This window comes from Stenotrophomonas sp. SMYL11 (genome assembly GCF_036320005.1).
Classification (GTDB): domain Bacteria; phylum Pseudomonadota; class Gammaproteobacteria; order Xanthomonadales; family Xanthomonadaceae; genus Stenotrophomonas; species Stenotrophomonas maltophilia_A.
The window spans coordinates 48,109-61,564 of the sequence record NZ_JAWIRS010000023.1; the positions used below are offsets into that span (position 1 = coordinate 48,109).

11 protein-coding genes are annotated in these 13,456 nt (G+C 67.3%); 7 read left to right on the top strand and 4 right to left on the bottom strand.

Going from position 1 to position 13,456, the window contains the following annotated elements:
* Positions 1–39 precede the first annotated feature (39 nt).
* Positions 40–1,896, top strand: coding sequence for a C40 family peptidase (locus V3B46_RS20910; protein WP_329892798.1), 1,857 nt, complete (start codon positions 40–42; stop codon positions 1,894–1,896).
* 48 nt (positions 1,897–1,944) lie between these two features.
* Here V3B46_RS20910 and V3B46_RS20915 read toward each other — a convergent pair whose 3' ends face one another.
* On the bottom strand, positions 1,945–2,832 hold the full coding sequence (locus V3B46_RS20915; protein ID WP_329892799.1) for a LysR family transcriptional regulator: 888 nt from the start codon (positions 2,830–2,832) through the stop codon (positions 1,945–1,947).
* Positions 2,833–2,929: 97 nt separating this feature from the next.
* Between V3B46_RS20915 and trpB the strand changes: the two genes are divergently transcribed.
* From trpB to glmM, 5 genes are all read left to right on the top strand, one after another.
* A complete protein-coding gene (gene trpB / locus V3B46_RS20920; RefSeq protein ID WP_014647880.1) occupies positions 2,930–4,147 on the top strand; it encodes a tryptophan synthase subunit beta in 1,218 nt (405 codons plus the stop codon).
* Positions 4,144–4,821: a hypothetical protein gene (locus tag V3B46_RS20925; RefSeq protein WP_329892800.1), complete on the top strand. Its 678-nt coding sequence runs from the start codon at positions 4,144–4,146 to the stop codon at positions 4,819–4,821. Before trpB ends, V3B46_RS20925 begins: the two co-directional genes overlap by 4 nt.
* Position 4,822: 1 nt before the next feature.
* A complete protein-coding gene (gene trpA, locus V3B46_RS20930; protein ID WP_329892801.1) occupies positions 4,823–5,632 on the top strand; it encodes a tryptophan synthase subunit alpha in 810 nt (269 codons plus the stop codon).
* A gap of 261 nt (positions 5,633–5,893) precedes the next feature.
* Positions 5,894–6,769, top strand: a complete 876-nt coding sequence (accD, locus tag V3B46_RS20935) for an acetyl-CoA carboxylase, carboxyltransferase subunit beta (protein WP_111206985.1) — start codon at positions 5,894–5,896, stop codon at positions 6,767–6,769.
* Positions 6,769–8,130 carry a phosphoglucosamine mutase gene (gene glmM, locus V3B46_RS20940; protein ID WP_154353053.1) on the top strand — a complete coding sequence of 454 codons (1,362 nt, stop codon included), beginning with the start codon at positions 6,769–6,771 and terminating at the stop codon, positions 8,128–8,130. The genes accD and glmM overlap by 1 nt, the downstream gene beginning before the upstream one ends.
* Positions 8,131–8,211: 81 nt before the next feature.
* On the opposite strand, the gene V3B46_RS20945 is transcribed toward glmM, so the two are convergent.
* From V3B46_RS20945 to V3B46_RS20955, 3 genes are read right to left on the bottom strand one after another with little or no spacing between them, the layout of a single operon-like run.
* Positions 8,212–9,069, bottom strand: a complete 858-nt coding sequence (locus V3B46_RS20945; RefSeq protein WP_032128254.1) for a polysaccharide deacetylase family protein — start codon at positions 9,067–9,069, stop codon at positions 8,212–8,214.
* Positions 9,062–10,207, bottom strand: coding sequence for a glycosyltransferase family 4 protein (locus V3B46_RS20950; RefSeq protein ID WP_032128255.1), 1,146 nt, complete (start codon positions 10,205–10,207; stop codon positions 9,062–9,064). Before V3B46_RS20950 ends, V3B46_RS20945 begins: the two co-directional genes overlap by 8 nt.
* A gap of 20 nt (positions 10,208–10,227) precedes the next feature.
* A complete protein-coding gene (locus tag V3B46_RS20955; RefSeq protein ID WP_329892802.1) occupies positions 10,228–12,114 on the bottom strand; it encodes a DUF3413 domain-containing protein in 1,887 nt (628 codons plus the stop codon).
* A 195-nt stretch (positions 12,115–12,309) separates the two neighbouring features.
* Between V3B46_RS20955 and V3B46_RS20960 the strand changes: the two genes are divergently transcribed.
* Entirely contained in the window at positions 12,310–13,245 is a 936-nt protein-coding gene (locus V3B46_RS20960; protein ID WP_329892803.1) for an isopenicillin N synthase family dioxygenase, read from the top strand.
* Positions 13,246–13,456: the final 211 nt, after the last annotated feature.

The following is a 13,456-nucleotide window of genomic DNA, read 5'->3' on the forward strand; positions in this document are numbered from 1 at the left end:
GGGGAGCGGTCCAATCAACCACTGGCAAAGGAACAGCTCATGTCGGATCCAAAGATCACCCGGCTGGTCAGCAGCGTAGGTACCACGCGCACGCTGGAAATGGACGATGGCAGTGTCGTCGAACGATCGGGCGGCAGCGTCTCGTGGCGCAACAACAATCCTGGCAATCTCAAGTTTGAATTCGCCGGCAGCGCGGACAAGACGGTGACCAATCCGCGTACCCGCGAGCAGGCGCTGGAATCGGCGCAGGGGCGCTACAAGGGCGTGGTCGATCTCGACCAATGGGGCAACGCGGTTTTCGAAAGCTATGAAGCCGGCCGGGTGGCGAAGATCCAGCTGCTCGAACGCCGGTTCGGCGACAAGACCGTGGAGGAAATGCTGCCGAGCTACTCCACCAAGGATTACAGCGGCTCCACCCACCACAAGGAGCAGGCAGCCACCATCTATGCCGAAGGCGATCGCCAGGGTGTCGACCTGCGCTCGAAGACCGTCGGCCAGATGAGCGTGCGCGAGCGTGAAGTGCTGGCCGACGGCATCCGCCGTTTCGAGGGCTGGCAACCGGGTGAGGTTGCCACCCAGCAGCCACCCACGCGCACACCGGCGGCCGCACCCGTGCAGACCCAGACCCAACCGCAGGTACAGACGCCTTCAGCGGCGGCGCCCGCTGCGGCACAGGCTTCGGCTGCAGTCGGCAGTGCCGCGCTCTACAACGAGGCCTATCAGCACTTCATGGCCTCAGGCCGCCAGTACGAATACGGGCGCCCGGACCATCCGCGCCCGGGTCGCGACAGCAGCCGGCTCGAGCGTGACCTCGATGGTGACGGACGCTTCGGCGTGGATTGCTCGGCTTTCGTATGGCGCGGCCTGAAGAACGCGGGTTACGACGTGCGTGGCGAGAACGCTGCGGGGTTCACTACGTCGACGCTGTTCAATGGTGCGAACACCACGGCTTACGCACGCGAACATTTCGATGTGACCTCGGCTGCCGAAGCACGCAAACCGAACGGATCGCTGAAGCAGGGCGACATCCTGATGTTCTCCTCGCCGCAGGGCCAGCATGTCGGCATTTTCAAAGGCTACGACGCGCAGGGAAACATCCAGTTCATCGGTTCGCAGGGAAGCACCGGGCCGGCCGAAGTCACCATCCGGCCGGGCGGGTACTGGGATGGCGGAAGCACCCGCATCGTTGGTGCGCTGACACCGAAGCCGGAATTCCAGGTGCGCGCGCCGCTGCACGGCAATGGCGAACCTGCGCCGTCCCGGCCTGCCGCTGCCGCGCAGTCGGCTGCATCGCACCCGGCGGCCGGCGAGGTGATGAAGCATGGGCAGCGTGGCGCCGACGTGCAGGCGTTGCAGCAGACCCTCAACCAGCTCGGTGTGCGTGATGCGCAGGGCCATCGGTTGTCAGAGGATGGCCGTTTCGGTGACCACACCCGCGAAGCGGTGATCGCGCTGCAGAAACAGCAGGGGCTGGTGGCCGACGGAATTGTCGGTCGCCAGACCGCTGCCGCGCTGGCGGCGGGCCGTGCGCAGGGCCATGAACCTGCAGCGGCTGCACCGAAGGGCCCGTCGCTGAACGATGCATCGCATCCGGACCACGCACTGCACAACGCCGTCCGCAGCAAGCTTCCCAGCGTGTTTTCCGAAGAGGCTGCCGCCAATATCACCCTGCATGCAAAGCAGAACGGAATCGACGCGGCCGACAAGCTGCAGAGCATCACGGTGCAGGATGGCAAGGCGTTCGTGATGGGCACGACGCCGGGCTTCCGCACCGCGGTCGACCTGGCCCAGGCGCCGCCGTCGCTGGAGCAGACCAGTGCCAAGCTGCTGGCAGATCCGTCGCACCAGCAGCAGGTGCATGAGGAGCAGCAGCGGGTCGCGATGGGCGGTCGCTGAGGCCTGTGTTGCCGGCTCCGGGCGGTGAACGCCGCCCGGGGCCTCGTCTCATCGCAGTTGCGCTGCTGCCCAGTCGGCCAGGGCGTCCACCCGTGCATCGGCCGGGCCATCCGGACGCGCCAGCACCCAGAAGCCGCCGGTGGCGGCAAACCCCCACGGTGCGACCAGCCGGCCTGCTGCCAGATCTTCGGCCACCAGTGGCTCCGGTGCGATCGCCGGGCCCAGCCCGGCCACGGCTGCTTCCAGCAGGTAGTACAGATGTTCGAAAGCGGTGCCCAGCTGCAGCTTCGCGGTGTCCAGATCGTGCGCCTGCGCCCACGCCGGCCACGCCTGCGGCCGTGAGCTGGTGTGCAGCAGCGTTTCCTGCAGCAGCGCCGAGGGCGGTACCTGCCGCAGGCGCTGCGCGGCCGGATGCGAGGGTGCCACCACCACGCCGACCCGTTCCGGCGCCAGCTCACGGATCTGCCAGCCCCGTGGCCACGGCCCCTGCGCCAACAGCAGCACGGCATCCAGCGCCGCCTGTGCTTCGGTGAAACTGCCATCCAGCGCCGACCACTGCAGGCGCACGCCGGGCAGGGCGGCCTGCAGCACGGGCAGGCGCGGAATCATCCAGCGCGCCAGTACGCTGCCGCTGCAGCCCAGTACCAGTGCTGGGGAGGCCGCCGGCCGGCGCAGCTCGCGCACGCAGTCTTCGATACCGCTGAAGGCCTCGCTGCACGCGGCCTGCAGGCGGGTGCCCGCAGCGGTCAGGCGCAGCCCGCGGCCGGCACGCTGGAACAGCGCCAGGCCGAGATGGTCCTCCAGCAGCTTCAGCTGGCGGCTGACCGCGCCGTGGGTGACATGCAGATCCTGTGCGGCGCGGCCAACCCCGCCCAGACGGGCGGTGGATTCGAACGCACGCAGCGCATTGAGGGGCGGCAGCAGGGAACGGCTCATGTGAGATTTCCTGACGATATGCGCCAGATAATATCCATTTTCCGGTCACGACCCGTGCGCTAGAGTATCCACCTGTCTTGAACCAGCGGTCGCTTCCATGTCTGCCTCCCCCATTGCCGACTACCACGCCTTCCCGGATGCCCAGGGCCACTTCGGCCGCTACGGTGGCAGCTTCGTTGCCGAAACCCTGGTCGGCCCGCTGCAGGAACTGGCCCAGGCCTATGACCAGGCCCGCCAGGACCCGGCATTCCAGGCCGCCTACGACCGCGACTTGGCCCATTACGTGGGCCGACCGAGCCCGATCTATCACGCCCAGCGCCTGAGCGATCATGTCGGCGGTGCGCAGATCCTGCTCAAGCGCGAGGACCTGAACCACACCGGTGCGCACAAGATCAACAACACCATCGGCCAGGCGCTGCTGGCCGCGCGGATGGGCAAGAAGCGCATCATCGCCGAGACCGGTGCCGGGCAGCATGGCGTGGCCAGTGCCACCGTTGCCGCGCGCTTGGGCCTGGAATGCGTGGTGTACATGGGCGCCACCGACATCGAGCGGCAGAAGATCAACGTCTACCGCATGAAGCTGCTGGGCGCGACGGTGGTGCCGGTCACCTCCGGCTCGGCCACCCTGAAGGACGCGCTCAACGAAGCGATGCGCGATTGGGTGACCAATGTGCAGGACACCTTCTACATCATCGGCACCGTGGCTGGTCCGGATCCGTACCCGCGCATGGTGCGCGATTTCAACGCCATCGTCGGCCGCGAAGCGCGTGAGCAGATGCTGGCCGAGTACGGTCGCCTGCCCGATGCGATCACCGCCTGCGTCGGCGGCGGCAGCAATGCCATCGGCCTGTTCCATGCCTTCCTCAACGATCGCCAGGTCGAGATCGTCGGCGCCGAAGCCGCCGGTGATGGCATCAGCACCGGTCGCCATGCCGCCTCCATCGCGGCGGGTCGCCCCGGCGTGCTGCACGGTAACCGCACCTATGTGCTGTGCGACGACGACGGCCAGATCATCGAAACCCACTCGGTGTCGGCCGGCCTGGACTACCCGGGTGTCGGTCCGGAGCACGCGTTCCTGGCCGATACCGGCCGCGCACGCTACCTCGGCATCACCGATGAGGAAGCGCTGCAGGCCTTCCACCTGCTGGCGCACACCGAGGGCATCCTGCCGGCGCTGGAATCCAGCCATGCGCTGGCACAGGCGATCAAGCTGGCGCGTGAGCGACCGCGTGACCAGATCGTGCTGTGCAATCTGTCCGGCCGTGGCGACAAGGACGTGCATACCATCGCCGCGCGCGAAGGGCTGGTGCTGTGAGCGCGCTGCTGCGGAACAGTGGCGTGCTGCTGCTGGCACTGGGCTTGGCTGCGTGCCAGCCGCCGGAGCCGCCGGTGCTGGCACCGGCCGCCAAGGCCACCACGCAGCCTGTGCAGCAGGCCGCCAACGATGATCTTGACCCGATGGCGCGTACGCCGATCGACGATCCGCCGTCGTTGGAGGATAAGGACAGCGATGACGCGCCAGCGGTAGCCTCGGTGGCGCTGGACCATGCCGGCGAGGTGCTGATCGGCCAGCATATGACCGATCTGAAGGCACTCGGGCCGTGGACCGCGCAAGGGGCGGTCGAAGCCATCGGCGGCAGTTGCGAGTACTACGACGGCAAGGGGCTGCCGCCCGGCGTGTCGATGATGACCGATGAAGATCGCGTGGTCCGTTTCGATCTCGGCCTGGATCCGGAGAGCGGGGCGCCTACCCAGCAGCCCGGGCCGTTCGGCCTACGTGTCGGCATGACCCGCGCCCAGGCCATGGCCCAGTTCCCGAAGCCGCCGCTATCCAGCCCGCATGCCTACGACGGTGACCAGGGCGAGTACCTCACCTGGCAGGACCCGGGCTCGGCCCTCGGCATCCGCGTGGAACTGTTTGAAGGAAGGGTCATCCAGATGTACTGGGGGACCAGCGATGCGATTGAACTGATTGAAGGATGTGCCTGAGATGCCTGTATCCCGACTCGATGCCTGTTTCCAGCGCCTGCGCGAGCAGCAGCGCAAGGCGCTGATTCCCTTCATCACCGCCGGTGATCCCTCGCTGGAGGCCACCGTGCCGGTCATGCACGCGCTGGTCGATGCCGGTGCCGATGTGATCGAACTGGGCGTGCCGTTCTCCGACCCGATGGCCGACGGCCCGACCATCCAGCGCAGCTCCGAGCGCGCGCTGGCGCGTGGTGCTGGCAGCCGCTACGTGCTGCAGGCCGTTGCGCAGTTCCGCGAGCGTGACGCGCAGACGCCGGTGGTGCTGATGGGCTACCTGAATCCGGTGGAGATCCATGGCTACGCGGCCTTCGCAACGGCAGCCGTGGAGGCCGGCGTGGACGGCGTTCTGCTGGTCGACCTGCCGCCGGAAGAAGCCGGCGAAGCGCAGCAGGCCTTCGATGCAGCGGGCCTGGCACTGGTCCTGCTGGCGTCGCCGACTACCAGCGACGCGCGCGCCGACAAGCTGCTGGCGCTGGCCCGTGGCTACCTCTACTACGTCAGCTTTGCCGGTGTCACCGGCGCGTCCGAGCGCCTGGACAGCGATGCCGCCAGTGCCCGCCTGCAGGCCCTGCGCGCGCGCGCTTCGGTGCCGGTGGTGGCCGGCTTCGGCATCAAGGATGCCGACAGTGCTGCGGCGATGGCCCGCCAGGCCGACGGCGTGGTGGTCGGCAGCGCGCTGGTGGCGGCGCTGGCCGAAGCGGGCTCGGCTGAAGAGGCCGCACAGCGCGCTCGAACCTTCCTGGCTCCGCTGCGGCAGGCGCTGGACGCGTAACGGTCATGCCGGCCACTGGCCGGCATCCTCCGTACCCGCATGCGCGCAGGGGTTGCCGGCCAGCGGCCGGCACTACCCATGGGTCTGCAAGTAAGGGCTACCCGCCAGCGGATGGCACGATCCAGCACCTAAACGTACGTCCCAGCATGGTTTTTTCCGGCGGCCCCGTGTCCGGCAAGGGGGTGCACGGGCGGGGAAAGCGGAGCTAGACTGTCCGCCTTTGCGGCCCTCGGGCCGCCCTGAACGGAAGTGTCCTCCCGCATGAGTTGGCTCAGCAAGTTGATGCCGTCCGGCATCCGCACCGACAACACCCCCAGCAAGAAGCGCAGTGTCCCCGAGGGCCTGTGGGAAAAGTGCAGCAACTGCGGCAGCGCGTTGTACCGTCCGGAACTGGAAGAGAACCTGGAGGTCTGCCCGAAGTGCGGTCACCACATGGCGATCCGCGCACGTGCGCGCCTGGCCGCTCTGTTCGACGCCGACAGCACCACCGAGATCGGTGCGCGCCTGGGCCCGACCGACCTGCTCAAGTTCAAGGACCAGAAGAAGTACAGCGAGCGCATCAAGATCGCGCAGAAGAACACCGGCGAATATGACGCGCTGATCGCCATGCGCGGCCTGCTCAAGGGCCGTGCACTGGTGGCCTCGTCGTTCGACTTCGCCTTCATGGGGGGCTCGATGGGCTCGGTGGTGGGTGAGCGTTTCGCGCTGGCCGCCGAAACCGCGGTCGAGATCGGTGCTCCGTACGTGTGCTTCTCGCAGAGTGGCGGCGCGCGCATGCAGGAAGGCCTGTTCTCGCTGATGCAGATGGCCAAGACCTCGGCCGCGCTGGGCAAGCTGCGTGAAGCGGGCCTGCCGTACATCTCGGTGCTGACCCACCCGACCACCGGTGGTGTGTCGGCCTCGTTCGCGATGCTGGGCGACATCAACATCGCCGAACCGCAGGCGCTGATCGGCTTCGCCGGCCCGCGCGTGATCGAGCAGACCGTGCGCGAAAAGCTGCCGGAAGGCTTCCAGCGCTCGGAGTTCCTGCTGGAGCACGGTGCCATCGACCAGATCTGCGACCGCCGCGAAATGCGCGACCGCCTGTCCGATCTGCTGGCACTGCTGGGCCGTCAGCCGGCGCCGGAGGTGGCGTGATGGGAGGCCGCAAGTACTTCGGTACTGATGGCATCCGTGGGCGGGTCGGCCAGGGCGTGATCTCGGCCGACTTCGTGCTGCGCCTGGGCAATGCCCTGGGCCGTGTCCTGGTCGCCCAGCGCGGCCAGGACGGGCGCCGGCCGATCGTGGTGATCGGCAAGGACACCCGCATTTCCGGTTACATGTTCGAAGCGGCACTGGAAGCCGGCCTGGTCGCCGCCGGCGCCGACGTACAGCTGCTGGGGCCGATGCCGACCCCGGCGGTGGCGTTCCTGACACGCACGCTGGGCGTGGACGCCGGCATCGTCATCAGCGCCTCGCACAACCCGCATTACGACAACGGCATCAAGTTCTTCTCGGCCCAGGGCGAGAAGCTCGACGATGCCACCGAACTTGCCCTGGAAGCGGCGCTGGACGTTCCGTTCACCACCGCCGAATCGGAGAAGCTGGGCAAGGCATCGCGTGCGCGCGAAGCGGTCGGCCGCTACATCGAGTTCTGCAAGGCCAGCGTGCCGCGCGCGTTCGACCTGCGTGGCGTGCGCCTGGTGCTGGATTGCGCACACGGCGCCACCTACCAGATCGCACCGCTGCTGTTCCGCGAACTGGGCGCCGAGGTGATCGGCATCGGTGGCGAGCCCAACGGCGTCAACATCAACGCCGGCGTAGGTTCCACCCATATCGACAACCTGGCGGCCAAAGTCCGCGAGACCCGTGCCGATCTCGGCATCGCGTTCGATGGTGATGGCGACCGTGTGCTGATGGCCGACGACCAGGGCAACCCGGTCGACGGTGACGACCTGCTGTACATCCTGGCCCGCGCCTGGAAGGACGAAGGCCGCCTGCGCGGCCCGGTGGTCGGCACGCTGATGAGCAACTACGGCGTGGAGAAAGCCTTCGCCGATCTGCAGATCCCGTTCGTGCGCAGCAACGTCGGTGACCGCTACGTGCACCAGGCATTGGTCGAAGGCGGCGGTGTACTCGGTGGTGAAGCGTCGGGCCATCTGCTGTGCCTGGACCGGGCCACCACCGGTGATGGCATCGTCAGCGCCTTGCAGGTGCTGGTCGCGCTGCGCAACAGTGGGCAGACCCTGCGCCAGGCACTGAAGGGCCTGGTGCGGGTGCCGCAGAAGACCGTCAACGTGCGTCTGGGCAATGTCTCGGCCAAGGCCACGGTGCAGTCTGAAAGCGTGCAGTCCGCGCTGGCTGTGGCGCAGCAGGCCGTAGCCGGCCGTGGCCGCGCGTTCCTGCGGCCGTCCGGTACCGAGCCGGTGGTGCGGGTCACCGTGGAAGCCGATGACGCCACGCTGATGCAGCAGACGCTGGACCGCTTGTCCGCTGCCGTGCGTGAAGCCGCCAGCTGAGGCGACTGCACATCCGTATGAAGAAAACGCCGCGGAATCCCGGGGCGTTTTCTTTTGTGGCGGCCCAAGTGGATGGCGTGCTCAGGGCCCCGGCACCATCTTCTTCTGGCGTGCCTTGAACCCATTGAACAGCGGCGCGATCAGCGGGTTGTAACTCAGGCGGATGCGCTTGCGCAGCCAGTTGGCCGGGCGGTTGCGGATCGCGAAACGATAGATGCGTTCCGGGTCGCCACCGATCACGTTGCGGCCGAACGGGTGGGTGGTGTGCAGGTAGCGGAAGCCCTGCTCGCGCGCCACTTCGATGTGATCCTGGTCGAAATCACCGTACGGCCAGCACAAGGTATCGGACACGTCGCCAAGCTTGTCCTGCAGGACTTCGCGCGAGATCGCCAGATCCCGGCTGAGGCCCGCGCGGCGCTGCGCACGGTCCAGATCGTCACGGCGCAGCCAGCGGGTGTGGGTATGGGTGTGGCAATGCACTTCGAAGGTGCCGGCGGCGATGGCCGCACGCGCTTCGCTCCAGCGCATCATCACATCGTCACTGCGGTCCTGCTCGTAGATCGCCGCTTCGCAGCCGCGATGGTCCGGCGTCGAAGGCAGCGTCGCTCCGGCAATGCCGGCATGCGGACGTTCCGGGCCTTCGCCCATCCAGCCGGTGACCACGAACACCACTGCATGCATGCCGTACTTCTGCAGGATCGGATGGGCATACACCCAGTTGTCCAGGTAGCCATCGTCGAAGGTGATGACGATCGACTTGCGCGGCACCGGCTTGCCGGCCAGGAAGCCGGCGTACTGGTCCAGCGTGAGTGAGGTCCAGCCATTGCCTGCCAGCCACGCGATCTGGCTTTCGAAGTTTTCCGGCGACACGGTGATCATGCCCGGCGAGGGGCTGACATGGTGGTGCATCAGCACCGGAACGGTTCGCGCATCAGCCATGTCCCAGCTCCTTCAGCCACTGGTGGTAGTAGTGTTCGGTGGCTTCACCGTGGCCGTCCGGCGTGAAGCGGTGCGCGCCGTGCATCCAGTCCCAGCCAGCGCGGCCCATCTGCCGCCGCCGTTCCGGGTCATCCACCAGCAGGCGCAAGGCACCTGTCAGGGCGGCATTGTCTCCCAAACGGGTGAGGATCGCATTGCTGCCATCGACCACCATCTCCGGCACGCCACCCACCCGCGTGGCTACGATCGGTACGCCCACATAAGCCGCTTCCAGGAACACGGTGCCGGCCGCTTCCTTGTGCGAGGCCAGGGCGAAGATGTCGAAGCCGGCCATCAGCCGGCAGGCTCCATCGCGGTAGCCGAGCAGGTGCACCTGGCGCTGCAGCCCGTGCTCGGCGCACATCGCCTGCAGTCGTTCCGTCACGGCCTGGCCATCACCGACGATCACCAGGTGCAGGTCCGGGTTGGCCTTGCACAGCGGAATCATCGCCTGCAGCAGGTCGGCATGGCCCTTGGGCTCGCGCAGTACCGCCACGCAGCCGACCACGATGTCCTGTTCGCCGAAACCGAGCTCGGCACGCACCTGCGCGCGCGCGTCCTGCAGGCACTGCCAGGGATCGGCTTTGCGGATCTCGCTCCAGCGCGGCGGAACCGCGATCGGCGGCACGATGCCGATGCGCTCGGCCGGAATGCCACGGTCGGCCAGCAGCTGCTTGACGAAGCTGCTGACGGTCAACACCCGGTGCGGAAGCCCGGTATAGGTCAGCAGCGAATTGACCGGGCTCATCAGGTGGCGTGAGCGCACCACCAGCGGCGTGCCGCCCAGGCGTGCACCGGCGGCGGCGATCAGCGCATCTCGGCGGCTGGTGGTGTTGACCACGTCGTAGCGTTCGCGGCGCACCAGTCGCGATACCGACCACACGCCGCGCAGCAGGCGCGCCAGGCCTCCCATGCGCAGCGTATGCACGGTGAAACCGTCGTCGCGTGCCAGTGTGGCCAGGCGCGCATCGGGCTGGCACAGCAACGACACTTCATGGCCACGCGCGCGCATCACCTGCATGTGCCGGAAGATGTAGATCTCCTGCCCGCCCATTCCCTTGGCGGCTTCGGTATGCAGGATACGCAGCGGACGGTTCATGCAGGATCGGTCCTTGGAATTCAGCGGTTGCGGAAGCGGGTCAGCGCTTCCCATGCGGAGCGGATGGCGGCGGCGTCCGGCGCCTGCTGCGGCAGCGGACGGTAGTGCCGGTCGAGCGCGGTGGCGTTGCCGAACTTGTCGAACACGTAGATGGCATCGCCATGGCGTACCGCACGCTGCGACCAGCTCTCCACCACCAGCGCACGTTCGCTGGTGGTGGGCGCGGCCAGCAGGTCCTGGCCAGTACTGAAGTCGCTCAGTGCGTTCTCGCAGCCCAGTGCGTGGCGCATCAACGTCGGCACCCAGTCCTCATGCGAACTGGTGCGCATCTCATGGCCGCTGGCCTGGCCTGGCCAGTGCAGCACGAACGGCACCTGCAGCTGGTAGTCGGAGAAGTTGCCGTTGTGGCCCCAGTAGTTCAGCTTGAGGTCGTTGAACTCTTCGGCATGGTCACCGGTGACCAGCACGATGGTGTTCTCGGCCAGGCCTTGTGCGCGAAGGTCGTCCAGCAGCGAGCCGATCAGGCTGTCGGCGTAGTGCACGGCGGTGCGGTAGCGGTTGAGCTCCGGCGTCGGGTCGTGGTCTGGGCCGAAGGACAGGAAGTCGATCTCCTTGGCCATCGGCGTGGCCACCGGCGGGTAGCTGGCGGGCAGGTGGTAGCCGGCGTGGGTGGAGTCGAGGAACACGAAGCCGAACCACGGGTGCTGCGCGGCCTGGCTGGTGCGGATGTCGCTCTGCAGCGCGGTGACGATGGCTGCGTCACGCTTGTCGGGCGTCAGGGCGGAGGGGCCCTGGTGCAGCTGGTCGCGTACGTCGGCGAAGGCGGTGCGGTCGAACTCCGGGCTGTACAGCGGCGCGCTGCCGTACAGGTGCAGGTCGTAGCCCTGCTGGCTGAGCACCTGGAACAGCTGCGAGCCGCGCTGTTCGTCCAGCATGCTCTGCCAGTAGCCGCCGGGCAGGCCGTAGAGCAGGCCGAACAGGCCGTAGCGGGTGGCATTGCCGGTACTGAAATGCTTGTCGTACACGCGCGAAGCCTGTGCCAGTGCCGTCGTATTGGGCATCAGCTGCGGCGTCATGGCGTCCTGGCGCAGCGACTCCAGCACCACCATCAGCACATTCGGCCGATATGGGTTCTGGCAGCGCAGGGGCTGCAGCGGATACAGCAGCTGCGCATGGCGCGGGTCAGGCAGGCCGGCCTGCTGTTCGCTGACAACACCCAGTTTGCGCATGAAGCTCTTGGCGGTGATCGGCTGTGCCCAGGGCAGGTAGTTCCACTGCGCGATGACGTCGCGGTCGCCGCGGGCATCGTAGTAGGCGGTGGCGACCTGGCCACCCGCCATCAGCAGAGCGACCACCGACCAGGCCTGCAGGACTGGGCGGCGGCGGGGCAGGGCGGGCAACAGCTTCCAGCATGCCCAGGCCAGCAGGCCTTCGGCGGCGAAGATGGCGGCGACCAGCAGTCCGGCCTGCAGCCAGGTTTTCCAGGACAACGCGACCTGGTCCTGCAGCGCGCCGCCGAACACCATGTTCACCACCATGGCATTGAGGTGGAACCGATACAGAGTGAAAACCTTCGCATCAACCAGCAGCAGGCACAGCCACAGGCCCTGCAGCAGCACGGCGCTGATGCTCAGCGTGCGCGCGCTGCGCGGCCACAGGCCCAGCAGCAGCGGCAGCAGGCCTGCGAGGGCACCAAAGGCGAGCAGATGCCCCGGCAGAGCGACGGAAAGGTAAGCCAGGCCGATTGCGCCACCGGGGTTGTCGGCCAGCGGTACGTTGCCGAGCGTGATCGCCATCCCCAGCAGCGCGTTGCCGGCCACGAACAGCGACCACCAGGCCAATCGGCGCCAATGACGTGCCGGGCCGGAGGGCAGGGAGGTGTTGGCAGAAGCAGCAGCAGGGCGCATGAAGGACGGAGGCGGCAGGTGGAACAGGTGCGGGAGTCCCGGTTGTGACGGAATCGTTAATCCGCGCGCGGGTTGCGCATTGTATCGGTTTGTTTCTTCGTATCGAGTGGCGTCCCCCGGGCGATCTGTCACAATGTTCAGGTGGGCCATGAATGCGCTGGCCCTTCCAGACCCAACGACAAGCCAGGAACCGCTGTGAGCCAGATCCCCACCCTCGACATCACCCGTTTCGACAGCGACCGCGAGGCCTTCGTGGCCGAGCTGGGCGCGGCCTACCGCCAATGGGGATTCGCGGGCATCCGCAACCACGGCATCCCGCAGGCCGACATCGACGCGGCCTACGATGCCTTCAAGGCCTTCTTCGCCCTGCCGGAGGAGGTCAAGCGCAAGTACCACGTGGCCGGCAGTGGCGGCGCCCGCGGCTACACCCCGTTCGGCGTGGAGACCGCCAAGGGCTCCAAGCATTTCGACCTGAAGGAGTTCTGGCACATCGGTCGCGAGATCGCCGACGACTCCAAGTACCGTGACGTGATGGCGCCGAACCTGTGGCCGACCGAGGTCGAGGGCTTCCGCGAGCGCGGTTACGGCCTGTACCAGGCGCTGGACAACCTGGGTTCGCGCGTACTGTCGGCGCTGGCCCTGCACATCGGCCTGCCGGAAGACTTCTTCGCCGACAAGACCAACTTCGGCAACTCGATCCTGCGCCCGATCCACTACCCGCCGATCACCACCGACGACATCCCGAACGTGCGTGCCGGCGCCCATGGCGACATCAATTTCATCACCCTGCTGGTCGGCGCCAGCGCGGCCGGCCTGGAAGTGCAGTCGCATGATGGCGAGTGGGTGCCGTTCACCTCCGATGCCGACACCATCGTGGTCAACATCGGCGACATGCTGCAGCGCCTGACCAACCACGTGTACCCCTCGACCATCCACCGCGTGGTCAATCCTCCGGGCGAGCTGGCCCGCCAGCCGCGCTACTCGGTGCCGTTCTTCCTGCATCCGAATCCGGACTATCTGATCGACGTGCTGCCGTCGTGCATCACCCCGGAGAACCCGAGCCGGTACCCGGAGGCGATCACCGCCCACGGCTTCCTCGAGGAACGCCTGCGCGAGATCAAGCTGAAGTAAAGAGAAGTGAGGCCGCCGAAAGGCGGCCTTCTTCTTTGCAGGGTTGCACCCTGCACCCGCAGAGGCCAATGCCAAAGCCAGCGGCTCGGGTTTCTACGTGTTGGGCGGGGCGGTGTGGGTTGGCAGGACACGCCGTGAACCCGTCCATGGGGGCTCGATGGCGCCATCCATGGCGCCAACGGTCCTGCCCCAACACACCCCCCCACCCCCG

What these genes read in the sequence shown, in the direction of transcription:
- accD (WP_111206985.1), top strand. Translation starts at nt 5,894, where the DNA reads ATGAGTTGGCTCAGCAAGTTGATGCCGTCCGGCATCCGCACCGACAAC.
- trpB (WP_014647880.1), top strand. Translation starts at nt 2,930, where the DNA reads ATGTCTGCCTCCCCCATTGCCGACTACCACGCCTTCCCGGATGCCCAG.
- V3B46_RS20955 (WP_329892802.1), bottom strand. Translation starts at nt 12,114, where the DNA reads ATGCGCCCTGCTGCTGCTTCTGCCAACACCTCCCTGCCCTCCGGCCCG.
- glmM (WP_154353053.1), top strand. Translation starts at nt 6,769, where the DNA reads ATGGGAGGCCGCAAGTACTTCGGTACTGATGGCATCCGTGGGCGGGTC.
- trpA (WP_329892801.1), top strand. Translation starts at nt 4,823, where the DNA reads ATGCCTGTATCCCGACTCGATGCCTGTTTCCAGCGCCTGCGCGAGCAG.
- V3B46_RS20915 (WP_329892799.1), bottom strand. Translation starts at nt 2,832, where the DNA reads ATGAGCCGTTCCCTGCTGCCGCCCCTCAATGCGCTGCGTGCGTTCGAA.
- V3B46_RS20950 (WP_032128255.1), bottom strand. Translation starts at nt 10,207, where the DNA reads ATGAACCGTCCGCTGCGTATCCTGCATACCGAAGCCGCCAAGGGAATG.
- V3B46_RS20910 (WP_329892798.1), top strand. Translation starts at nt 40, where the DNA reads ATGTCGGATCCAAAGATCACCCGGCTGGTCAGCAGCGTAGGTACCACG.
- V3B46_RS20945 (WP_032128254.1), bottom strand. Translation starts at nt 9,069, where the DNA reads ATGGCTGATGCGCGAACCGTTCCGGTGCTGATGCACCACCATGTCAGC.